The sequence below is a fragment of the Paenibacillus sp. 2TAB23 genome (genome assembly GCF_052115165.1).
In the GTDB taxonomy this organism is placed as follows: Bacteria; Bacillota; Bacilli; order Paenibacillales; family Paenibacillaceae; genus Pristimantibacillus.
Genome location: NZ_JBFRGD010000029.1, coordinates 37,320 through 59,485 on the forward strand (window position 1 = coordinate 37,320; position 22,166 = coordinate 59,485).

22 protein-coding genes and 1 riboswitch are annotated in these 22,166 nt (G+C 49.9%); of the genes, 2 read left to right on the top strand and 20 right to left on the bottom strand.

Annotated features, from left to right (window positions below):
• Window positions 1-282: 282 nt before the first annotated feature.
• From AB4Z29_RS28435 to AB4Z29_RS28460, 6 genes are all read right to left on the bottom strand, one after another.
• Entirely contained in the window at window positions 283-2,160 is a 1,878-nt protein-coding gene (locus tag AB4Z29_RS28435) for a polysaccharide biosynthesis protein (protein WP_441946334.1), read from the bottom strand.
• Window positions 2,161-2,323: 163 nt separating this feature from the next.
• A complete protein-coding gene (spoVT, locus tag AB4Z29_RS28440; RefSeq protein WP_183571260.1) occupies window positions 2,324-2,866 on the bottom strand; it encodes a stage V sporulation protein T in 543 nt (180 codons plus the stop codon).
• 291 nt (window positions 2,867-3,157) lie between these two features.
• Entirely contained in the window at window positions 3,158-3,352 is a 195-nt protein-coding gene (locus AB4Z29_RS28445; protein WP_441946335.1) for a hypothetical protein, read from the bottom strand.
• 51 nt (window positions 3,353-3,403) lie between these two features.
• Entirely contained in the window at window positions 3,404-4,177 is a 774-nt protein-coding gene (locus AB4Z29_RS28450; protein WP_441946336.1) for an ABC transporter ATP-binding protein, read from the bottom strand.
• Window positions 4,178-4,227: 50 nt separating this feature from the next.
• Window positions 4,228-4,377, bottom strand: a riboswitch (guanidine-I (ykkC/yxkD leader).
• Between the two features lie 209 nt (window positions 4,378-4,586).
• The gene (locus AB4Z29_RS28455; protein ID WP_441946337.1) at window positions 4,587-4,760 is read right to left on the bottom strand and encodes a toxin-antitoxin system HicB family antitoxin; all 174 of its coding nucleotides are present in this window, start codon (window positions 4,758-4,760) and stop codon (window positions 4,587-4,589) included.
• Window positions 4,761-4,771: 11 nt separating this feature from the next.
• The gene (locus AB4Z29_RS28460) at window positions 4,772-5,644 is read right to left on the bottom strand and encodes an SPFH domain-containing protein (RefSeq protein WP_441946338.1); all 873 of its coding nucleotides are present in this window, start codon (window positions 5,642-5,644) and stop codon (window positions 4,772-4,774) included.
• A gap of 186 nt (window positions 5,645-5,830) precedes the next feature.
• On the opposite strand from AB4Z29_RS28460, the gene AB4Z29_RS28465 reads away from it, so the two are divergent.
• Together AB4Z29_RS28465 and AB4Z29_RS28470 are read left to right on the top strand one after the other, a co-directional pair.
• A complete protein-coding gene (locus AB4Z29_RS28465) occupies window positions 5,831-6,217 on the top strand; it encodes a MerR family transcriptional regulator (protein WP_441946339.1) in 387 nt (128 codons plus the stop codon).
• Window positions 6,207-6,527, top strand: coding sequence for a thioredoxin family protein (locus AB4Z29_RS28470; protein ID WP_441946340.1), 321 nt, complete (start codon window positions 6,207-6,209; stop codon window positions 6,525-6,527). The genes AB4Z29_RS28465 and AB4Z29_RS28470 overlap by 11 nt, the downstream gene beginning before the upstream one ends.
• 74 nt (window positions 6,528-6,601) lie before the next feature.
• On the opposite strand, the gene urtE is transcribed toward AB4Z29_RS28470, so the two are convergent.
• The 14 genes from urtE to purR form a co-directional block, all read right to left on the bottom strand.
• On the bottom strand, window positions 6,602-7,297 hold the full coding sequence (urtE, locus tag AB4Z29_RS28475; protein WP_441946341.1) for an urea ABC transporter ATP-binding subunit UrtE: 696 nt from the start codon (window positions 7,295-7,297) through the stop codon (window positions 6,602-6,604).
• Window positions 7,275-8,048: an urea ABC transporter ATP-binding protein UrtD gene (urtD, locus tag AB4Z29_RS28480; protein ID WP_441946342.1), complete on the bottom strand. Its 774-nt coding sequence runs from the start codon at window positions 8,046-8,048 to the stop codon at window positions 7,275-7,277. The genes urtE and urtD overlap by 23 nt, the downstream gene beginning before the upstream one ends.
• Complete coding sequence (gene urtC / locus AB4Z29_RS28485; RefSeq protein WP_441946343.1) at window positions 8,020-9,108, bottom strand: urea ABC transporter permease subunit UrtC; 1,089 nt, start codon at window positions 9,106-9,108, stop codon at window positions 8,020-8,022. The genes urtD and urtC overlap by 29 nt, the downstream gene beginning before the upstream one ends.
• Before the next feature lie 20 nt (window positions 9,109-9,128).
• Complete coding sequence (gene urtB, locus AB4Z29_RS28490; RefSeq protein WP_441946344.1) at window positions 9,129-10,034, bottom strand: urea ABC transporter permease subunit UrtB; 906 nt, start codon at window positions 10,032-10,034, stop codon at window positions 9,129-9,131.
• A 127-nt stretch (window positions 10,035-10,161) separates the two neighbouring features.
• A complete protein-coding gene (gene urtA, locus AB4Z29_RS28495) occupies window positions 10,162-11,436 on the bottom strand; it encodes an urea ABC transporter substrate-binding protein (protein ID WP_441946345.1) in 1,275 nt (424 codons plus the stop codon).
• A 579-nt stretch (window positions 11,437-12,015) separates the two neighbouring features.
• On the bottom strand, window positions 12,016-13,083 hold the full coding sequence (locus AB4Z29_RS28500; RefSeq protein ID WP_441946346.1) for a foldase protein PrsA: 1,068 nt from the start codon (window positions 13,081-13,083) through the stop codon (window positions 12,016-12,018).
• A 71-nt stretch (window positions 13,084-13,154) separates the two neighbouring features.
• Window positions 13,155-16,742: a transcription-repair coupling factor gene (gene mfd / locus AB4Z29_RS28505; protein ID WP_441946347.1), complete on the bottom strand. Its 3,588-nt coding sequence runs from the start codon at window positions 16,740-16,742 to the stop codon at window positions 13,155-13,157.
• Between the two features lie 50 nt (window positions 16,743-16,792).
• The gene (locus tag AB4Z29_RS28510; protein WP_441946348.1) at window positions 16,793-17,023 is read right to left on the bottom strand and encodes an anti-sigma-F factor Fin; all 231 of its coding nucleotides are present in this window, start codon (window positions 17,021-17,023) and stop codon (window positions 16,793-16,795) included.
• Window positions 17,024-17,086: 63 nt separating this feature from the next.
• A complete protein-coding gene (pth, locus tag AB4Z29_RS28515) occupies window positions 17,087-17,647 on the bottom strand; it encodes an aminoacyl-tRNA hydrolase (RefSeq protein ID WP_441946349.1) in 561 nt (186 codons plus the stop codon).
• Window positions 17,648-17,932: 285 nt separating this feature from the next.
• Window positions 17,933-18,583 (bottom strand): 50S ribosomal protein L25, encoded by a 651-nt coding sequence (locus AB4Z29_RS28520; protein ID WP_441946350.1) that lies wholly within the window; start codon window positions 18,581-18,583, stop codon window positions 17,933-17,935.
• A 183-nt stretch (window positions 18,584-18,766) separates the two neighbouring features.
• The gene (glmU, locus tag AB4Z29_RS28525; protein ID WP_441946351.1) at window positions 18,767-20,164 is read right to left on the bottom strand and encodes a bifunctional UDP-N-acetylglucosamine diphosphorylase/glucosamine-1-phosphate N-acetyltransferase GlmU; all 1,398 of its coding nucleotides are present in this window, start codon (window positions 20,162-20,164) and stop codon (window positions 18,767-18,769) included.
• Window positions 20,165-20,425: 261 nt separating this feature from the next.
• On the bottom strand, window positions 20,426-20,713 hold the full coding sequence (spoVG, locus tag AB4Z29_RS28530) for a septation regulator SpoVG (RefSeq protein ID WP_183571227.1): 288 nt from the start codon (window positions 20,711-20,713) through the stop codon (window positions 20,426-20,428).
• A gap of 130 nt (window positions 20,714-20,843) precedes the next feature.
• Complete coding sequence (locus AB4Z29_RS28535) at window positions 20,844-21,242, bottom strand: RidA family protein (protein WP_312891129.1); 399 nt, start codon at window positions 21,240-21,242, stop codon at window positions 20,844-20,846.
• A gap of 52 nt (window positions 21,243-21,294) precedes the next feature.
• Window positions 21,295-22,122, bottom strand: coding sequence for a pur operon repressor (gene purR / locus AB4Z29_RS28540; RefSeq protein WP_441946352.1), 828 nt, complete (start codon window positions 22,120-22,122; stop codon window positions 21,295-21,297).
• Between the last annotated feature and the right edge of the window lie 44 nt (window positions 22,123-22,166).

Genomic DNA, 22,166 nt, shown 5'->3' on the forward strand with positions numbered 1-22,166 from the left:
CCTCCTTTTGGATTGATCTATTTTATGGTTTCGATCGCGTTAGGGCTGCTTGTTGCGGGCAAGCCGGCCGCAATCCTTAAAGATGCTGCATGCTTATGTAGAGTAGAGCCATGCCCCACGCATGCCAAGCTGGCGGCACATTTCCGAAAGATAGGCTATATTTTTCTCCAAAAAGTAATAATGGACCATATTAGCGAAAACTTCAATATCATGATGAAAAATTAATAAAACTTGCGTTCATTATCGCAAATGAATGGCACTCGCGGCCCGCTTGTCGCGACGTCACTCCTCTTCCCGCGCCCGCGGCATAAGCCGCCAGCGCTGCAGCCGCGCGGCAAGCACGCCGCCGCCCGGCAACGCGCGCAATTCGCGCGCGCTTACAGCGCCGCCGCGCAGAGCCGCGGCGCCAAAGGCGCAAGCGCCGACGGCTACGCACGTCAGCGCAAGCGCAGCTGCTGCCGCCCTAGGCGGCAGCCCGCCAAGCGCGGCGCCAAGCGCGGCGCCAAGCGCTCGCTCGGCGACAGCAAGCGCCGCGGCCATGACCGCGAGCGCAAGGGCCGTGCCTGCGGCCGCGCTGCCGAGCAGCGGCCTCCGCCCTTCTCGGGCGCCGCGCCGCGCGCCCCAGCTGCCGGCGAGCGAAGCGCCCGCTTCGGCTGCCTTAAAGCGGACCGCCAGCGTGCCAAGCAGCGCGGCTGCCGTTAATGCGGCAATGCCTGCGGAAGCCGCCCCCTCAATGCCGTAGAGGGGAACAAGCACGGCATTGAACACGCCTTTGAGCAGCGCCGCAACGAGCAGCAGCACGGCGGGAACGCGAACCGCTCCCAGCCCTTGAAGGACAGGCGCCGTAATGGCATTGACACTGCCGGCTAAGGCCGTGCAGCCTACAAGCGCGAACGAAAGCGTGCCTGCGGAATCCTGGTACAGCATGATGTTCAGCGGTTCCGCCAACATGACGAGCCCAAGAGCTGCAGCAGCCCCAATAGCCCATGCCGCGCGCTCCGTGAACGACAGCTGAACCCGAAGCTGGCTGTAAGCCCCGCGCATTCTAGCGAGCACAAGCCCCGGAACAAGCGCGGCCGCAGCCGCTCCCGCAACCATCACAACGAGCTGCACAAGCGGCTGAGCCCGGCTGTATATGCCAAACAACGACATAGATTCCGCCTCCGTCGCCCCCCCTTCCTGCAGCAAGCGGGGAACCATAAAGGCGTCCACGACACCAAGAACAGGAACGACAGCCGCTCCGAGAGCGACTGGCAGCGCAATCATGGCAAGCTTCTTCATTTCCGCGCGAAGCAAGCCAGCCTGCGGCGAGAGCCGCTCCCGCCTGCGGGCGCGCCATGATTGGAATACTAGCACGAAAAGAGCGGCGCATGCCCCAAATGCCGAACCGCTCATTACACCGGCCGCTACCGTCGACTCCTCCCAGCCGGCTGACCAACTGAGAGCCAGCACTAGCAGCATGATGCCTACGCGGATCATTTGCTCCACGACCTGCGAAGCAGCCGACAAGCCCATTCTGCCCAGCCCCTGCGCGTAGCCTCTAAGCGCGGCGACAAACGGGGACAGCAACAGCGCAAAGGATACGGAGCGTATAGCGCCCGCCGTCTCCGAATCGCCAATCCAGCCAGCTGTCGTCTCCGCTCCCGACCACATCAAGCCAAATGCGACAATTCCCGTGACGCCAAGCAGCAGAAGCGCAGCGTAAAGCGTCCGCCTAACTCCCTCCGGATCGTTGCCCTTGCGAAGACGTTCCGCGATCAGCAGCGATACAGCCGTAGGCAAACCTGCCGTCGCAAGAACAGCCGCCAGCTGGTAGAAGGGGTAAACCGCGTTATAAATGCCGAATACCCGGTCTCCAGCCAAATTTTGCAGCGGAATTTTCTGAAAAACGCCAATAAGCTTGGACAACAGCGCTGCTCCTGCCATAAGCACAACACCGCTGGCAAGAAGTCCCTTCGAACCGCGAGTCGTTTCCACACGCCCTTCGGCAAGCGAGCCAGACAGCCCGCCTGTCTCCTTCCCTGCCGCGGACTCTTCGAGCGTGGCAGGCGTTATGAATTCTTCCGCCAAAGCCGCCTGCTTTTCTTCATCGGCATTTTGCCTGCTTGCAGGCTCGGACGATCCCGTCGCTCGTCCTGATTTCCCCAGCCTGCGTTTCATTCCCCACACTCCTGCTGTTCTGCCATTGATATTGGTAACTATTATACCTCACAATGGCAAACGTTGAAAAAGCTTCCCCAATCGAAATTTCTTTCGATCAAAGAAGCTGTCATTTTCCGTTTTTTTGCAGTTTACTTCCCTTTTTAGCAGCTAACAAGGTGACCTACTGTTCCATCTGCTTGGCCAAAAAGCCAGCAGCCGTTTCTGCCATTTTTGTTTCCATATTCGCCATCTTGACTGACTCGTCCTTGCTAAGCAGCACAACCGTCCCTATCGGGTCGCCACCCGCGATAATGGGCGCAATCACGAAAGAGGTGTACGTTTCCTGCGTATCCTTCACAATCTCAAAGGCTCCGCCATTCGGCTCTGCCAGCGTCTTGCGGTTCTCCATGCAGCTCTCCAGCACAGCGCCTACCTGCTTATCCAGCAGCTCTTTCTTTGAAGCTCCTGCAACAGCGATTATGGTATCCCGGTCCGTGATCAATGTAATGTGGTTGGTGCCCTCGAATAACGATTCTGCGTATTCCTTTGCGAAATCGCCTAGCTCGCCGATAGGAGAATATTTTTTCAGAATAACTTCGCCATCACGGTCTACAAATATTTCCAGAGGGTCACCCTCGCGAATACGCAGTGTACGGCGGATCTCCTTCGGAATCACCACACGCCCGAGATCATCGATGCGACGTACAATTCCAGTTGCTTTCATTTCTTGTTGCCCCGCTTTCCTAGAGGATTTTGAATCGACTGGACACTTGCTGCTTGTTTATAACGAAGAAGAAACATCCTTCAAAAGATTTTGAATCTGACCATAGTATTCATCCGCTCCCAAATTCTTATGCACGGATTACAGTTCTAGCCAAACGTTCCATCTCTTTTCGAAAAGGCGGCCAACCTACTCATCGGCCTGCGTGCTCCCGCTTCCTTATTATCCTTTTTCAGCATTCCCCATTTCTCCCTTTTGCTTGCATGCAGAAGTCATTTTGCGGCAGAATCCGAGTCAGCGCTTCGCCCCGTTAAACAAAAAACATCCTGCCGCTCCGGAGAGAGCTGCAGGATGCCTGAAGAACATGGCGATAACAATAATGCCCAGCACCTTAAGAAGGCGCGGTCGAGCTTGGGGCGAAGGAGATGACAGCTCTTTTTGATCGTTTCGAACACGTCGATCTTGCCCTGTTTCAGTCGTTTTCTTCATTTTCACGCCTCCTATTATGAATCGCTGAATAGTTGAATGAAAAGGATGAGCTTAATGCTTCAACAATTGCCCCAGCTCCCGCTTCAAAGCAAGAAAATCGGGATGCTCGCGCACTTCCGGCGTGCGGCCTTCTGGCAGTTCTACACGGAATTCTTTCAAAATACGCCCAGGGCCCGCGCCCATCACTACGATTCGCTGCGATAAGAATATAGCTTCGTCAATATCATGTGTAATGAATAATACAGTCGTCTTCTCTTTCTCCCACACCTCAAGCAGCATCTCCTGCATCTCCAGCTTGGTCTGCGCATCGAGCGCGCCGAAAGGTTCATCCATCAGCAGCACCCTAGGCCGATTAGCTAACGCGCGCGCGATCGCTACCCGCTGCTTCATACCGCCTGACAACTGCTTGGGATAGGCCTTGTCGAAGGATTCCAACCGAATCACCTTCAGGAAATAATTCGAAATTTTACGCCGCTCCAGAATGCATACCCCTTTAAGCTTCAGCCCATATTCGATATTCTCGCGTACGGTCAGCCAAGGGAACAGCGTATAGCCTTGAAATACCATGCCGCGGTCGGCGCCTGGTCCGATAATTTCCTCACCGTCTACCTGAAGTGACCCGCCGCTTGGCTCATCAAGGCCGGCAACCATGCGGAGCAGGGTTGATTTCCCGCAGCCGGACGGACCAACTATGGTTAGGAACTCGTTTTCACCAATCGTAAGATCAATATCTCGCAGCGCTTCAAACCGGCTTTTTTTCGACTCGTATACCTTCTGCAATCCTTTAATTTCAATCGTTCCGCTCATCGATGGCGCAGCCAGCATAGGATCACTCCCTCTATCATGATTTGAAAATAATGAAAAGCCCGGGAGTAGTCTCCCAGGCTTTTATCCTTCCGTGTTATACAGCCGGAAGCCTATCGGGCTTCCATCACTGTACGCCGTCTCTCGGACCAGAACTTAAACCACTTCACTCCTAACGGGGCGATGCAAATGGCTTAAACGGAACCCTAGACAACTTATCGCTCTCACACAAATTCACCCGTGAAAGCCTTTATTTAATTGTGATAAAACCTAACGTTAATTCGTAGTATAGAGCGAAACATACGGAATTGTCAATTCACATGTTAGGTTTTATTACACATGAGATGAAACAAACCCTTTTTTCGTTCAAAAAGCGGTTATCGGGATCAGTCCCAATAACCGCTCTTCCTGCCATAACAAGCTGTTTCATTCATTCTTCCTCTTTGACCGGCCGCTTCAGCCTGCCCGCTTTGCCCAGCGCTTCTCTTAGCAAAAATTCAATGTGCCCATTGACGCTCCGGAATTCATCTGCAGCCCACTGCTCAAGCGCACGGTGAAGATCCGGATCCAATCGAAGCGGAAATGCTTTCTTTTCTTTTGCCATAGGATTGGCCTCTAGCCGTACAGCGTTCCTGTATTAATAACCGGAGTCGCGGCACGATCGGACACGATCGCCACCATAAGATTGTTCACCATCGCGGCTCTGCGTTCATCATCCAGCTTAATGCCATTCTCCTCAAGCTGGCGAAGGGCCATATCTACCATACCTACAGCACCCTCAACGATCTTCGAACGCGCCGATACGATCGCAATAGCCTGCTGCCTCTGAAGCATTGCACTTGCAATCTCCTGTGCATATGCCAAATGAGTGAGACGAGTTTCAAGCACCTTTACCCCTGCTACCGACAGGCGGATTTGCAATTCACGGTTAAGCTCCGCCGCCACTTCATCCGCATTCCCTCTTAGCGACACAGCCGCATCTTCGGAGAATACATCATACGGATATTGCGCCGCAATATGCCGAACGGCCGTCTCGCTTTGAATTTCGACAAACCGCTCATAATTGTCCACGTCATAGCTCGCCCTTGCCGTATCCATTACTTTAAACACAACAACCGCGCCAATCTCGACAGGATTACCTTCCGCGTCATTTACTTTAAGCGTCTGGCTGTTGAAATTGCGTACCTTCAACGAAATATTCGTTTTGCTCGTAAGCGGAAGCACCATCCACAAGCCACTTTCCAGCACCGAGCCCATGTACGTACCGAAGAATGTCACAACCTTCGCCTCATTCGGCTGTACGATCATAAGCGACGATAGGCAGATAGCAGCAAGAAGAAGCAGCAGGATGCCGACAACAATGAACAACGGCGATACAATATCCTTGGAAGCCTCATAAATGATTAAATATGCACCACCCGCTATTGCCACGACCGACAATAAAAGAGCTAAATATCCACTAACATACCAGGCCTTCTTTTCATTCATTTAACCCCGCCCCTTTGGTTAATCTCATATTGTTTTGATATAAATATGATATCACTTTTTACAAAAATAAGCAATTGTTAAAAAACCTATTTCATTTGGCGATTACTCTAAAAAACAGTTGACCCTGACACTAATGTCAACGTTTATACTGTATCTAAACCATTTCACACATTCGGGGGCCCCGCCATGAGAATCGGTGAGTTATCACACTTAACAGACGTAAGCGTAAGATCCTTGCGCCATTACGAGAAGCAAGGGCTGATCACTTCTATCCGTTTGCCTAACGGCTACCGTGACTACTCCCCGCTTGCGGAGGACACGGTCGCAACCATTAAGCTTTATTTGAATCTCGGTCTAACAACAGAGCAAATTTCCAGCTTCCTTACCTGCGTATTAAAAAACAAAGAAGCATTCTGTGCCGAGATCATGCCCGTTTATGAGCAAAAGCTTGCTGAAATCGAGCGACAGCTCGCACAGTTGACGCAAATCAAAGCCAATTTAGTTGATCGAATAACCTCGATTCAGCAGGGAGATCAGGCTAATAAGAATGAGGAGGATTTAGATGACCATTAGAAATGCAGAATCGGACCACATGCTTGAATCCATTGTAAGCAGCGGTGTCGTCCTTGTGGACTACGGAGCGCCATGGTGCCCTCCCTGCAAGACTCTGTTCGGAATTCTGGAAGAGCTGGATCAAGATCTGAATGGAAGAATTGATATTGTAAAGGTCGACTGCGAGAATTTGCCCGCTTCCGCATCAGCGGCAGGTGTGCTGGGGATGCCTACGGTTATCGTCTATAAGGATGGGATGCCGATGGATAAATTAGTCGGACTGCGTCCCAAGGCGGTTTATCAAGCCGCCATCGAGAAATATTCACAATAAAAGAAGCGCATCCGCCCTTTCGGCTGATGCGCTTCTTTCGCTATTGGTGAGGAACCGGTTCATTTCTCTATACTCTATACAGTCAAATATTTACGAATGACCTCATCATCCAATGATTCTAGGCCACCCTCCCACGCAATGGCGCCCTTCTCCAGCACGTAGAAATAATCGCCTACACTCTTCACGAAATCAAGGCTTTGCTCAACTAGCAGCACAGCTGTTTGGCCATCGGCTTTAATCGAACGGATGACATCACGAATATCATCCACAATGGAGGGCTGAATACCCTCGCACGGTTCATCAAGCAGCAGCACCTCCGGCCTTGCGGCAAGCGCTCTTGCGAATGCCAGCTGTTGCTGCTGCCCGCCACTCAGATCGCCGCCCCGGCGCTCGTACATGGTCGGCAGTACCGGGAATTTAGCTATTGCCTCTTCCGGCACTGTCTTCGCTTTAACTCGCGAAGCCTCCAAGCCAAGCAGCAGGTTTTCGTAAACAGACAGCTGCGCAAATATCTCGCGTCCCTGCGGCACGTAGCCGATTCCGCTTTTGGCCCTCAGCCCCGGCGCTTTCTTCGTTAAGTCCTTAGCATTATAGGATACTGAGCCTTCCCGTGCTTTCAACAAACCCATAATGCTTTTCATAAGCGTCGTCTTGCCAACGCCGTTGCGCCCAAGCAGACAGACAACCTGCCCACGTTCCACCTTCAAAGACACATCGCGCAAAATTACACTTTCGCCATATCCGGCTTCAAGCTGTTGAACGGCTAACATCGGCATCCCGCCTTTTCCCCAAGTACACTTCAGCTACCCGGTCATCCCGCTGAATTTCATCCATAGAGCCTTCTTTCAACAATTTGCCTTCGTGCATGACCGTGACTTTGCTTGCGAAATTCCGTACGAATTCCATATCATGCTCCACTACAACAATGGAACGCTTGCGCGCAATCTCATGCAGCAGCTCCCCCGTCTTATCCGTTTCCTTGTCCGTCATCCCCGCCACAGGCTCATCGAGCAGCAAAATTTCCGGCTCCTGAAGCAGCATCATGCCAATCTCCAGCCACTGCTTCTCGCCATGCGACAAGCCGCCCGCCCGCCAGTCCGCCTTATTCTGCAAGCCAATCATCGCAAGCTGTCCATCGATGCGCGAACGCTCCTCCTCCGCCATTTTGGCAAACAGCGTAGCAAACACCGTTCTCTTCTGGCGCATAGCAATTTCCAGATTTTCCGAAACGGTCATAGATGGAAAAATCGAAGGCGCCTGAAATTTACGGCCAATGCCGAGCTCAGCGATTTGATGCTCCTTCTTTTTTGTAATATCCACCTTGCCAAAGGTCACCCGCCCGCCGCTTGGCCTTACTTTGCCGCAGATCACGTCCAATATCGTCGTTTTCCCGGCACCGTTGGGCCCTATAAGAAACCGAAGCTCCCCCTTCTCCAGCTTCAGGTTCATCCCTTGAACAGCCTTAAACCCATCAAACTCAACCGTAACATCATCACACAGCAGGATTGCGGACTCCTTCATGATTCGGCTCTCTCCTTTTTCTGCGAAACTTTATTTGACCGATCAAGCCGGCAACGCCTTTCGGAAGAAACACGACAACTACCACGAACAGCAAGCCCATGAAGAAAAGCCAGCCTTGCGGATATGCCGTACTGAATTCGCTTTTTGCCCAGTTCATTAGAATGGCGCCGAGAGCTGCTCCAACTAGCGTTCCGCGCCCGCCGATCGCAACCCATAGCACCATTTCAATGGAAGGCACGATTCCCAGCATGGACGGTGAAATAATGCCGACATGGAGCACAAACAGCATGCCCGCTACTCCCGCTATGCCTGCAGATATGGTGAATACGACCATCTGATAAATCGCCGGGTTGTATCCGATGAATCGAACTCTGTTCTCCCCGTCGCGAATGGCGCGAAGCACCTTGCCGAACCGGCTTCCAATGACATAGCGGCAGAAGATAAATATAGCGATAAGAGCTGCAACGGTGACGTAATACAGCACGCGCTTCGTTTCCGGAGATCCAATCGAATAGCCAAGCACGGTCGAGTACCCCGTAATTCCATTCGTCCCACCCGTGAATGCTTGTTGTCCGATGAGCAGGGTTGTCGTAATAATAACGAGCGCTTGCGTCAGTATCGTGAAGTAAACGCCGCGAATTCGGTTGCGGAAGGTGAAATAGCCAAGCACTAGCGCCAGGAGCGCCGGTATGGCGATACCCATAGCGACAGCAAACCAGAAGCTTTGGAACGGCTGCCAGAATAATGGGAGCTCCTTAAGCCCGCTCCACCCCATGAAATCGGGCGGCTTGCCTCCGCTTGCCGCAAGCTTCAGATACATAGCCATGGCATACGCGCCAAGACCGAAGAAAATACCGTGGCCCAGGCTCAGGATACCGGTGAAGCCCCATATTAAATCAAGCCCCAATGCAACGATGGCAAAGGCTAGAAATTTCGCAAGCAGGTTAAGCCTGAAATCACTAACGAAAAGCGGTGCAGAGAATAGCGCCGCAGCGGCTGCCGCGTATGCGATCAAAATCCATATACGCTGTGGCGTGAATTTTTGCATTTGTAAACGCATGAGCATCCCCCCTTCATTTCCTAATCCAGCGACCGCGAGCGCATCGCAACAAGTCCCATCGGCTTCCACTGCAGGAAAGCGACGATGCAAACAAACACGAGCACTTTGCCAAGCGACGCATTCGTCCAATATTCAAATAGCGTATTAAACATGCCGATTCCCGTCGCACCAAGCACAGTTCCAACAAGCTTGCCGACACCGCCAAGCACAACGACCATAAAGGCATCGACAATATAGTACGTCCCGAGCGAAGGTCCGATTGGACCAAGCAGCGTTAGCGCACAGCCGGCAATACCAGCAATACCCGACCCGATAGCAAAGGTCATGGCATCGACTCGCCGTGTCGATACACCCAGACAAGAGGCCATGTCACGGTTCTGCATAACAGCGCGCATCCTTCTTCCCTCATGACTGCGGTAAATATAGAAGTACATGGCAACTAAGCAAGCGATCACGAGAGCAATAATAAAAATCCGCTTGTAAGGCAAGAGCGTGCCATCCATGATCTTCATGCCGCCATTCAGCCACGCCGGGCTCGTCACCGCTACGTTGGGTGCACCGAAGATGGATCTCGCAAGCTGCTGAAGCACAAGGCCAACGCCCCAAGTGGCCAGCAAGCTGTCGAGAGGCCTGCCATACAGAAAGCGGATGAGCGACATTTCAAGAATAAGGCCAAAGATAAAAGCGATCACAAAGCTGACCGGCACCGCTAGCACGAAATACCAATCAAACATGGATTTGGGCAAATAATCTTGAAAAAGATTTTGGGTCAGATACGTGGAGTAGGCACCGATCATAATCAACTCACCGTGCGCCATATTGATAACCTTCATTAGGCCAAACGTGATCGCTAGACCTAAGGCAACTAGCAACAAAATGGAGCTGATGCTTAAACCATTAAATAGCTGCAGCAGAAATACTTCCATATGACCACCCCCCTCTAACGTAAACCACTGTAGCCGTTCACCTTTGAAAAAAAGATAGGGAGTATTCGAAGTTAGCCGAATACTCCCTCGTGTATTGCTGCGTATTAGACCATAGCTTACTTATGAATTATTCTGTCGGCTGAATGCTTGCCGCCCAATCGTAGCCTTTCAGATATGGATCCGGCTTAACCGCTTCGCCCGAATTCCACAATTCCTTGAATTGACCGTCAGCCTGCACTTCGCCAATGCGAACCGTTTTGTAAATGTGCTGTGTGGCCCCGTCAATCTTCACTTTACCCTCTGGCGCATCCCACTCCAGCTCTTTCGCAGCTTCCTTTACTTTATCCACTTCGATCGAGCCCGCTTTTTCAACAGCTGCCGCCCACAAGTATACCGCTGTGTAGCCGGCTTCAATCGGATCGGCAGTTACGCGCTCATCTCCGTATTTCTTCTTGTAATTATCCACGAACGTCTTGTTAGCCGGCGTGTCTGTCGTTTGATAGTAGTTCCACGCTGCCAAGTGACCTTCCAGCACATCGACGCCGATACCGCGAATTTCTTCCTCCGCAACCGATACGGACAGGGTCGTCAAATCTTTAGCCGTAATGCCCGCGTCCTTTAATTGCTTGAAGAAAGCGACGTTGCTGTCACCATTAAGCGTGTTGTATACAACATCCGGCTTCGCTTCTTTGATCTTGCTAATCAACGTACTGTAATCCGTGTGGCCGAGCGGCGTGTATTCCTCACCCACAAGCTCGCCGCCCTCCGCTTTCAATTGTTCTTTAATGACGAGGTTCGCAGTACGAGGGAACACGTAGTCTGAACCGAGCAGATAAAACTTCTTGCCCCGGTTCTCAAGCAGCCAAGAGACCGAAGGAACGATCTGTTGGTTAGTCGTAGCACCTGTGTAAAAAATATTAGGGGATGATTCCAGTCCTTCGTACTGCACGGGATACCAGAGCAGTCCGTTCAGCTCTTCGAATACCGGCTTCATCGCTTTCCGGCTTGCCGAAGTCCATCCTCCGAATACCGCAGCCACTTTATCCTCCGAAATCAGCTTGCGTGCTTTCTCAGCAAAAGTCGGCCAATCAGAAGCGCCATCTTCCAGTACGGGCACGATTTTTTTGCCCAATACACCGCCGGCTGCATTAATCTCGTCAATGGCCATCATTTCTGCGTCAATGACAGAAACCTCACTGATGGCCATCGTGCCGCTCTGCGAGTGCAAGATGCCTACTTTAATTTCCCCCTCCGCGCTCGATCCCGAATTCGCTGTGTTTGTTGCTTTATCTGTCTCCCCATTCGTAGATGCCGTTTTGTTGTTATTGCCTCCGCAGCCTGCCAATACGATCGTCACCGCGACTAGCAACAAGCTGAATTGATAAAACATTCTCTTTTTCATTTTCCCACTCCCCAATTCTTTATATTTGTCTCTATTTCCGAACAATCTCTATAAAACACTTTCTAACGTTCGTGGATTCATTATAGAATGACCAGAATATGTATGTCAATATACTTTACACCAAAATTTTAAATGGATAGATTTTTAATCAATAATAGGCTATTAGGGGGAAATTTATTGATATTGAGTTAGGTATATTTACACATATGCATGACATTCTACTTATTTATGCTTAATCCCTTTCCTTTATGACACATTTGCTTACATATAATTAAAAACTCACCTTTAGCTTTAAGCTCAAGGTGAGTTTTTTGCATCTTTTATTTTTTGTTTTCCTCGGATCGCTGAATCAGCATGTTGACGAATAGATCTATCTGCTCCGTAATTGCATGTTAATTGACACACTTGCTGATATATCAAGCACAGTAAACGCATCGGCAGCTTTACACACGAGACTTGTCGCCTTGCAGAGCAAATAATGATTTGTTTTCACCCTGCCATCCTTCCTTACCTCCATACTTTTGCAAAAGACCCCTTAACCATAGAACGGTTAAGGGGTCTGACAAGCCTTTATATTTCTTATTTCGTTGCAGGTGCTTCTGTAGGTGCATCCGTAGCTGGAGCATCGGTTGCCGCTGCATCGTCACCAGCAGGCGCGTCGCTTGCTGGTGTTTCTTCTTCAGCTTTCGGCAGCTTGCTGACAATCTCTTGTTTAGGCAGCTCGTCCGTCATATATTTGTTCATTAGCGTGTATGCGACAGCACTTTTTACTTCTTCTTTAGTCGCATCCGTCACTTTGTCGTATGCCGGCGTATCGCGTTTTTCAACAAGTATAACATGGTAGCCAAACTCGGTTTCAACCGGCTCACCCACAACGCCAATTTCTTGTTTGAATGAAGCTTGCTTGAACTCTTCTACCCAATTGCCGTTCTTCTGATCTTCATAAAGCCCGCCTTTTTCCTTAGAGCCTGGATCGTCAGAATATTCTTTGGCAAGGGCAGTCCAATCTCCGCCTGCGTCAAGCTTCTGCTTCACTTCTTTGGCACGTGCCAAAGCCTCTTCAGCTGTACGAAGTTCTTTCTCCTCTTGCGTCGTTTGATCTGTTGTTTTTGTTGCAACTAGAATATGACGCACCGAAACGGTAGCGTAATTGACTAGATTCGTTTCATATTCCGACTTCATTTGCTCATCTGTTACTTGGGAATTCATATGTGCCACAACCTTCGAGGTAAGCAGCAGGTAGTTTTCCATATCTTTGTTTTTCAATTTCTTCTCGTCCAGAGCCGCTTTCAATTCCGTATTCGTTTTTAGCTGCTCCTTGAATTGCTTCATTTGTTCAGCCACTTCTGTTTCAGCGGTCTTAACCGATTCATCGGAAGCCTGGCTACCAAGAATTTTGTAAGAAATATACTGCTGGAGCAACTGCTCCTTAAATTGCGGAATTTCAATGAGCTGCGCGTAAGTTGGCTGGATAACCGTGAATACATCCAAATACTTATTGAATTCCTTATCGGTTACGTTGCCGCCCTTGTAAGTCGCTACTTCCGTTTCTTTCGCGCCGCAAGCCGCCATTGTCATGACTAGCAGCACTGCCACGATAAGCAGCGCGCTCTTGCGCCATGCCAATTTGCGTGAATTGTGTAACATGTTGAATCCCCTTTCATTTTGTGAGCTTGATAGTATTGTATCAGAAAAGGAACATATAAAGCGAATATTGTCTATGGGGTCACATTTTGCAATTGGTCCTGATACAGCAGCGTATCTTTATAGCCTTGCAAAAATTGCTCGATCATATGAATCTTCTGCTCCATGTTCAATCCTTTGCCTCGCAGCAGGATGCTTGGATTCGGCTCTTGGTCGCTTCCCTGCTTGAATCGATTCTCGTGCTTCAGACATAGCTGATCGACCTTTTTCCGGTCAATGCGGCGCTTCTCGCCCGTCGCGAAGCGAAGGAGAATATCGTCACCCTTGCCGCTAATTTGCTCCATTCCGTATTGCGTCCCGTATACTTTCATTCGCGCTACGGCAAGCAGATTGCTTACTGCCTGCGGAAGATCGCCAAACCGGTCTACCAGCTCGTCAATTACATCATCCGACTCTTCGAAAGTGCGAATGGCAGCGACTTTTTTGTAAATTTCAATTTTTTGAATGCTGTCGTAAATGTAATCCGAAGGCAAATAAGCGTCGATGCTGACATCGATTACCGTGCTTACCGGCTTCTCTTCTTTTATTTCCTCGCCGCTCATCTCTGCCTTGCGCTTCGCAATCTCATCAGCAAGCATCTGTGAATACATATCAAAGCCTACTGAAGCAATGAATCCATGCTGCTCGGCCCCAAGCAGGTTGCCGGCTCCGCGTATGGACAAGTCCCGCATTGCGATTTTGAAGCCGGAACCAAGCTCCGTAAACTCCTTTATCGACTGCAGACGCTTCTCTGCTACCTCGGTAAGCACCTTATCTCGCTGGTACGTAAAGTAAGCATACGCAATTCGGTTTGAGCGTCCAACACGGCCGCGCAGCTGATAGAGCTGCGAGAGTCCCATTTTATCAGCATCATGCACAATTAGCGTATTGACGTTCGGAATATCTACGCCTGTTTCGATAATGCTCGTACTGACCAAAACATCCGACTCGCCATCAAGGAAATCGAGTATCGTCTTCTCCAGCTCCTGCTCGGACATTTGCCCATGCCCAACCGCAACTCTAGCTCCTGGTACAAGAGCATTAATCTGCTCGGCCATTTGATAGATGCCTTGCACCCTGTTATAGAGATAATAGACTTGGCCGCCGCGCGCAAGCTCCCGCTCGATCGACTCTCGCACGAGGGACGGGCTGTATTCCACGACATACGTTTGAACTGGAAAGCGATTCTCTGGAGGTGTCTCAATGACCGACAAGTCGCGTACGCCGAGCATCGACATATGCAGCGTTCTCGGAATTGGCGTCGCTGTCAGCGTGAGTACATCGACATTTGTTTTCAGCTTTTTCAGCTTCTCTTTATGCGAAACACCGAAACGCTGCTCCTCGTCGACGATCAGCAGTCCCAGTGATTTGAATATAATATCCTGTGAAAGCAAGCGATGTGTACCGATAACGACATCAACCGTCCCTGATTTTAGACCCTTCATCGTATCGTTCTGCTCTTTGCGCGAGCGGAAACGGCTGAGCACCTGAACATTAATCGGATATCCGGCAAAACGCTCCCGGAACGTCTCATAATGCTGCTGTGCCAGAATAGTGGTCGGCACCAGTACTGCAACCTGCTTGCTGTCCATCGCCGCTTTAAATGCTGCACGGATAGCGACCTCTGTTTTGCCATAACCCACATCGCCGCAAAGGAGTCGATCCATCGGCTGCGTTTTTTCCATATCCTTCTTAATTTCTTCAATTGCGCGAAGCTGGTCACGCGTTTCATCATAAGGGAACATCGCCTCGAACTCATTCTGATACGAGGTATCTTGTCCGAAGGAATAGCCTGGCGCCGTTTGCCGCTCTGCATACAGCTTTATGAGATCATCTGCAATATCCTGCACAGATGCCTTTACTTTGCTCTTGGCCCGCGTCCATTCGCTGCCGCCGAGCTTGTTGACCTTTGGCTCTTTATCCTCGTTGCCCACATACTTCTGAATCATGTCCACTTGCTCGATCGGAACGGACAGCTTATCCCCGCCCGCATAAAGGATATGCAAATAATCTTTATGAATGCCTGCAATTTCAAGCGTACCGATGCCTACGTATTTGCCGATACCATGATTATGGTGAACGACGTAGTCGCCAACCTTAAGCTCCGTGTAGCTTTTAATGCGCTCGGCATTGTCTACCTTTTTATCCAATCTCCTAGCTTTGCGCTGCTTCTGCGAGAACATCTCGCCTTCCGTAATAATGACAAGGTGGGAAGACGGCAGCTCAAATCCGGACTGCAGGTTGCCCTCCAGCAGCGTCGGCATTTCAATGCTGTAATCATCCAGAACACGCCGCATCCGTTCCATGCGCTCCGCGTTGCCGGCAAGCATCATGACCGTTGCCCCTGTTTTATGCCAACGCTCCATTTCCGTCTTGAGCACATTCATCTGTCCATGGAAATTTTGCATCGAACGGCTGGTCATATTTAAGATGTTTTGAGGCTGCGAATGTGGAATTTGTCTTAGAAACAAGGATAAGAACAAAGTCGGGAACGGACGTTGATGCAAGATTTCTTCCGTATCGCGCGCCAATACAAAGCCTGGCAGCGATTTGCCGTTCTGAAGCAGATGCATCGACCATTCCGCCTCATCCCGCTCCAACTGCTTGGACGTCTCGATTAGGCGGGTCGGCTCATCTAATATAAGCAGCGTATCGCTCGGCATATAATCGACAATGGTTTGCCGCTCTGGATACAGCAATGAAACATACTTATATATCTCAGGGAAATAAACATGTTCGCGCAATCTCTCAATCTCGCCGCCGAGCTCTGTTCTAAGACGGTCCTTCGCGGTACGGTCCGTCATTTTGTCAAGCTGCTTCTCTAGAAGCTGCTGCGCGTGTCCAGCCGCAATTTCCATACGGTGACCGTCGGCCAGCAGTTCCTGGCATGGCGGAACGACAAAAGACTCCAACCTGTCGGAAGAACGCTGATCCGCCGGGTCAAAGGTACGAATGGAATCGATATCGTCTCCGAACCATTCGATTCGATACGCATGAGAAGCCATTAATGGATAAAAATCAACAATGCCTCCGCGCACGCTCATCTCGCCGCGAAGCTCAACCCGGTCAGCTCTCGTGTAGCCGAGCGCCGTCATTTGGCGAAGGAACGTGTCAATCGGCAGTGAATCCCCGACCTTTACATCGATTTGCGCTTCTGCCATAACGCTGCTGATCGGCAAATAACGACGAACTCCGGAGAACGGCACGACAACAATCCCGCGATAGCCTTTAGACAGCTTGATCAGCACGTCCATTCGCTGCGCCAGCGTCTCAGGACTCGAGATCGCCGCTTCTGCAGCCACCAGCTCATTGGCGGGATATAACAATACGCTATCTGGGGAAAGACATTCCTGCAGATCCTCTGCAATTTTCTGTGCCGAGAACATATTATGGGTAACTACGAGCATTGGACGCTCTACATCTTCCTGCAGTGCTGCAATAAGCACCTGCCTGGAAGAGCCTGCGAGTCCAGATATCATCTGTTCACGCATGCCTTTACGAATACCGGATATGACGGACTGAACGTCCGCATCCGCGGCAAAAGCATTAATTAACGCTTTCAACTTATGCGACACCCCGTTTCTATACACAATCGGAGAGTGATACGATCGCTCCCTGTACATTGAAAAGAAGCCTCAGCCAAACCGCTAAGGCTCACAATATTTACTTGCCTTCATTGAAGTGGACTTGTTACCAAATGAAGCTCTGGGTTCGCATCAATCGCCTCTCGGCAATAATCGCAAACGACCTTTACCGTTACATCTCCATTTGGGTCATACGCTATTATATCGCTGCGTTCTTCGGGGGTCAAGAAATGGAAACCGAGCTGCTGCTCGGTAATATTCGACCCGCTAAGGGTACCGATTGACGTTCTGCAATGCCGACAGATATAGTTTACAGCCATATGTATGCCTCCTGAAGGGTTGTTATTCCCTTCAGTATGCCCGCTTAATGGCAATTTAACAGATTAACGGTTAAACTTTGCCATTGTTTCCTCGAAAGGTGCTTTCAGCCTGAATTCTATTGCATCGCAGGCGTCTGAAATCATTGCAGACAGCTTCTCTTGCTCACTTTTCGGAAATGACGAAAGCACGTAATCGGCAATATTCATTCCCGGCTGTGGCCGGGAAATGCCCATTCGAACGCGATCGAACGTCTGCGTGCCCAAATGCTGGATGAGAGACTTGATTCCATTATGGCCCCCAGCACTGCCTTGATAGCGAAGACGCAGCTTGCCGATTTCAGTATCCAAATCATCATATACCACGACCCCGTCTTCGAGATCCGCCTTGAAGTAATCGAGGAACGAACGAACGGACTCGCCCGATAAATTCATATATGTCATCGGCTTTATAAGGATGACTTTCATCCCTTGCACATTGCCCTCGCCGATTAATGCTTTGCATTTATTTTGCGTTACGTTAATTCCCCAGCGCTTTGCCAGCTCGTCAATGACCATAAATCCGACATTATGCCTGGTCCCTTGATAAGCGCCGCCGGGATTGCCTAGCCCTGCAATCCACCTCATCGCTTGCTCCACTCCTTTACGGACAAATGTAACACAATCTATTGCAAGCGTAAACACGTGGAGGTATCCGGCGGAGGCAGTATTATTTCGATTAAGCCTCCAAGAAGAAATGGCTTCTCCGTCCTCTGTAAGAGGAGGGTATCCGTTTCTCGTAGAAATAGAAGAATACTTTATCGCTTGAAACCTATAAAGTCTTATATTTTCAAACAAACAGCAAACAACGCCGTCCTTATTTTGGACGGCGCCGATTGCGCTACGCATCTATTCCCTGCTAATAAGCTATCCCTACAAGCTTTTGACGCCTTCAAGCTTCTCTTCCTCAGAACGAGCATCGGCCTCTGCAGCTTCCACTGCAGCATTCTCTGCTTCTTCCTCGGTAAGTTCCTTCTGCGGCGCAAGTATAGTCACGACAACCTGCTCTGGATCAGCTAGCGCCTCTACGCCTTTCGGCAGGCTTAAGTCGCTAACCAGCAAGCTTCCGCCAACCTCTAGCGCCGAGATATCTACAGCTACCGCATCAGGAATACTGCCCGGCAAGCATTGTACCTCAAGCTCATGAAGGATGATTTGGAGGATTCCGCCTTCGCGCACCCCTTGCGAATCTCCTTCCGCTTGTATGCGGACATTGGCACGGACGTTTTCATTCATATTTATTTGATGGAAATCCACATGCAGCACTTGACGGCTTAACGAATCCCGCTGGATTTCCGATATCATCACAGACGTTTTGCCGTGTGAAGGAATATTAATCTCCAGCACAGCATTCGGCTGGCTGCGCAGTAGCGCCTGCAGCTCTTTGCCATCCACAGCTACTTGCGCTGCTTGGTCTAATTGTTTTCCATAAATCACACCTGGTATTTTTCCTTGGAGCCGCAATTGGCGCAACTCGCCTTTCGTCGCGACCGTTCGTTGATCCGCCTTCATAGCTATCGCCATATCGATTACCTCCTAGAGTTTGCTTTGTTTAGAAGAACTAAACGAAGCATCGTAAATCATTTCCCTATAACTTACCCACTCCCACCAAAAATTAAACTTTTAATTCCTTCTCACCACATAAAAAAACATGCAGGAACGAATTCGATTACGAATTCTTCCCTGCATGTTGTCGCTTAGGACTAATTATTGCTTGCCTTTATCTTTCTTCGCTTTGGCACGTCCACGAATTTTATCCGCGTAGCCCGCTTTGTTGACTTGACGCTCGCGCGCGATTGCAAGATCTCCGGCTGGCACGTCATGCGTTACCGTTGAGCCAGCCACAACATACGCGCCGTCACCGATTTTCACAGGAGCAATCAAGTTGACGTTGCTACCGACGAAAGCATTGTCGCCGATCTCGGTTACGAATTTATTGTAGCCGTCATAATTGACCGTAATCGCGCCGCAGCCAATATTTACGTCTTTGCCGACCTTTGCATCGCCGACGTAGCTTAAATGGGACACCTTGCTGCCGTCATCAAGCGACGCATTTTTAAGCTCGACGAAATCGCCGATTTTGCAGCCTATGCCGAGCTTTGAGCCTGGACGCAGATTGGCATAAGGACCCACTGCGCTCTTATCGCCAATAATTGAGTCTGCAACAACCGAATATTTGATGGCTACGCCATCGCCTACTGTACTATCTGCAATGTCCGCCTGAGGGCCGATTACACAATCTTCTCCAATAACCGTAGCACCTCGCAGTACGGTACCCGGGTAAATAACCGTATCCGGTCCGATTTGAACATCAGCCTCTATATAGGTTGAAGTTGAATCAATTAATGTTACGCCGCCTAGCAGATGATTGCGATTAATCCGCTCACGCATAAAGCCTTCAGCTTCTGCTAGCGCAACGCGGTCGTTTACACCAATCGCTTCGGCTAAGTCAGTCGTGCAATAGCCTTGAACCGATTCTCCAGCTTCGCGGAAGATGCCGATCACATCGGGTAAATAATATTCACCCTGCGCATTATTGTTTGTTACCTTTGCGAGGGCCGCGAATAGCTTTTTGTTATCAAAGCAATATGTCCCTGTATTAATTTCCTTAACGCCTGCTTCCTCGGCAGAGCAATCCTTCTGCTCTACGATCCGCTGCACAGTGCCGTCAGTACCCCGTATAACGCGTCCATAACCGGTTGGATCGGCAAAAGCTGCCGTCAGTACGGTTGCAGCCGCACCGCTCGATTGATGGAGCTCAAGCATTGCTGTAATTGTTGCAGCTTTCACAAGCGGAGTATCGCCGCAAATAACGATCGTCGTACCCTCTTCATCGCCAATCAGAGCTTCTGCTTGGCTTACGGCATGGCCCGTACCGAGCTGCTGCTCTTGCAGCACATATTCTGCACGATCTCCCAAATACGACTTCACCATTTCCGCACCATGTCCAACGATTACGACTGCACGTTCTGCTTCCGCTTCTTTAACTACGTCCAGTACATGACCGACCATCGGCTTGCCGCATACCGGATGCATCACTTTATATAACTTCGATTTCATTCGCTTGCCCTGTCCAGCAGCAAGCACAATCGCCATAACCTTCAATTAAAAAACCCCCTAGATCGTCTATCGATAATCATTGCACCATTTCGCCATTTACTAGCTATATTATATATTCCATTATACGAAGATGTTCTTGGTTTTCCAAGCCTTAACGCTAATGGGCCGTCTATCCCTACGTACAACTAGGCTGCAGTTTATTTGAGGTACCCTCATATCTCTACTCTATCAGAAAATTGCAAAAAAAAAGAAAAGAGAGCCATGGCTCTCTTCTCCAATCAACCCCAACCTCGAAAAAAACTTTGTTTAAGCGCCTTCTTCAATGACTACTTCTTCTGATTCTGCAGCACGCTCGTATTCAGCGAGAACAGCAGCCTGGATTTTCTCCCGAGTTGTTGAAGAGATCGGATGAGCGATATCCCGAAATTCTCCATCCGGAGTACGTTTGCTTGGCATTGCAACGAACATACCATTGTTTCCATCGATGACACGAATATCGTGAACAACGAATTCATTATCAATAGTAATGGATGCGATTGCCTTCATACGCCCTTCGGAATTTACGCGGCGGAGTCTGACATCAGTAATTTGCACTTGTGTTCACCACCTTTGTCTATCAGAGACTTGGTGTATACTTCCACGTTTTTGTGCCAATTCCTTCTACATTTTTGGTAAATTCATGCTCTATTTAAAATATTTTTTTTAAATTGAATCTTTTTCGTTTTCATTCGACAATTGTCGATGCAATGACCTCTATTTCGACAAAAACATCCTTTGGCAGTCTTGCTACCTCAACGGTAGACCGGGCTGGTTTATGCTCTCCAAAGTAAGAGCCGTAAATGCTGTTTACCGTCGCGAACTGATTCATATCCTTCATAAATACAGTCGCCTTTACGACATCTTGAAAGCTCGCACCGGCAGCCGCAAGCACGGACTCCAAGTTGCGGAATACTTGATGAGTCTGCTCTTCAATGCCGCCTTCAACAAGCTCGCCCGACGCATCAAGCGGTATTTGTCCGGAAGTAAACAGTAGTCCTCCGAGCTTAATCGCTTGTGAATACGGTCCGATCGCCGCTGGCGCTTTGTCCGTTGAAATAACTTGCAATGGTTGTTTTGTTGTCACTGAGGTCCCAGCCTTCCACAAAGAGATTATATGAGCATGCTGCTGCACGTCGTTATGTTTGAAAATAATTGCCTGGAATGACTGTCGTCTGCTTGGTCTTCATATCAACAGCCGTCAGCTTAGCGAGCGAGATATAGTCCTCCAGCAGCCTTTCCTCCAGCTCTACCTCGCCAGACTCGACAAATACGCCGACTCCCGCTACGATAGCCTTGAATTCGAACAGCAGATCCATCATGCCCTGAATCGTCCCGCCCGCTTTCATGAAGTCATCAATAATAAGGACGCGTGACTGTTCCTTAAGCGCGCGTCTGGCCAGAGACATCGTCTGAATACGCTTGGTTGAACCCGACACGTAGTTGATGCTTACCGCTGAGCCTTCCGTTACCTTATTGTCGCGACGCACGATGACAACCGGGATATTCAAACAGGCAGCCGTTGCATAAGCAAGCGGAATGCCTTTCGTTTCTACGGTCATAATGACATCAATCTTCCGGTCTGCGAATGCGGTAGCAAACATCCTTCCGACATCCGCAAGCAGCTCCGGTTGGCCTAACATATCCGTTATATACAAATAGCCGCCGGGAAGAACCCTCTCAGGCTGCTCTAGCTGGCGGCATATGCTCGTCATAATCGTAAGAGCCGTCGCTTCTTGCATCTTTGGCGTATATTTCACTCCGCCCGCAGCTCCTGCATGGGTATGAAGCTCACCAATGCCTTCTTCCTCAAACACTTCTTTAATAATCGCCAGGTCCTCGCTTATAGAAGACTTTGCCGATTGATATCGATCAGCAAATGCTGTCAGTGAAATTAACGTGTGGGGACGACTTAACAGGTATTGAGTCATTTCTACCAACCGCGAGCTCCGTTTCAACTTCTTCAAACACATCTCCCCCCACTAAATCCGAATAATATAATGTCAATATA

Coding starts and splice junctions, on each gene's coding strand:
- AB4Z29_RS28500 (WP_441946346.1), bottom strand. CDS start 13,083: ATGTTACACAATTCACGCAAATTGGCATGGCGCAAGAGCGCGCTGCTT.
- AB4Z29_RS28470 (WP_441946340.1), top strand. CDS start 6,207: ATGACCATTAGAAATGCAGAATCGGACCACATGCTTGAATCCATTGTA.
- urtB (WP_441946344.1), bottom strand. CDS start 10,034: ATGGAAGTATTTCTGCTGCAGCTATTTAATGGTTTAAGCATCAGCTCC.
- AB4Z29_RS28435 (WP_441946334.1), bottom strand. CDS start 2,160: ATGAAACGCAGGCTGGGGAAATCAGGACGAGCGACGGGATCGTCCGAG.
- AB4Z29_RS28510 (WP_441946348.1), bottom strand. CDS start 17,023: ATGGCTGTAAACTATATCTGTCGGCATTGCAGAACGTCAATCGGTACC.
- pth (WP_441946349.1), bottom strand. CDS start 17,647: ATGAGGTGGATTGCAGGGCTAGGCAATCCCGGCGGCGCTTATCAAGGG.
- AB4Z29_RS28450 (WP_441946336.1), bottom strand. CDS start 4,177: ATGCTGGCTGCGCCATCGATGAGCGGAACGATTGAAATTAAAGGATTG.
- urtC (WP_441946343.1), bottom strand. CDS start 9,108: ATGCGTTTACAAATGCAAAAATTCACGCCACAGCGTATATGGATTTTG.
- mfd (WP_441946347.1), bottom strand. CDS start 16,742: ATGTACAGGGAGCGATCGTATCACTCTCCGATTGTGTATAGAAACGGG.
- AB4Z29_RS28455 (WP_441946337.1), bottom strand. CDS start 4,760: ATGGCAAAAGAAAAGAAAGCATTTCCGCTTCGATTGGATCCGGATCTT.
- urtD (WP_441946342.1), bottom strand. CDS start 8,048: ATGAAGGAGTCCGCAATCCTGCTGTGTGATGATGTTACGGTTGAGTTT.
- AB4Z29_RS28520 (WP_441946350.1), bottom strand. CDS start 18,583: ATGGCGATAGCTATGAAGGCGGATCAACGAACGGTCGCGACGAAAGGC.
- AB4Z29_RS28445 (WP_441946335.1), bottom strand. CDS start 3,352: ATGAAGAAAACGACTGAAACAGGGCAAGATCGACGTGTTCGAAACGAT.
- AB4Z29_RS28460 (WP_441946338.1), bottom strand. CDS start 5,644: ATGAATGAAAAGAAGGCCTGGTATGTTAGTGGATATTTAGCTCTTTTA.
- urtE (WP_441946341.1), bottom strand. CDS start 7,297: ATGTTAGCCGTTCAACAGCTTGAAGCCGGATATGGCGAAAGTGTAATT.
- AB4Z29_RS28465 (WP_441946339.1), top strand. CDS start 5,831: ATGAGAATCGGTGAGTTATCACACTTAACAGACGTAAGCGTAAGATCC.
- urtA (WP_441946345.1), bottom strand. CDS start 11,436: ATGAAAAAGAGAATGTTTTATCAATTCAGCTTGTTGCTAGTCGCGGTG.
- spoVT (WP_183571260.1), bottom strand. CDS start 2,866: ATGAAAGCAACTGGAATTGTACGTCGCATCGATGATCTCGGGCGTGTG.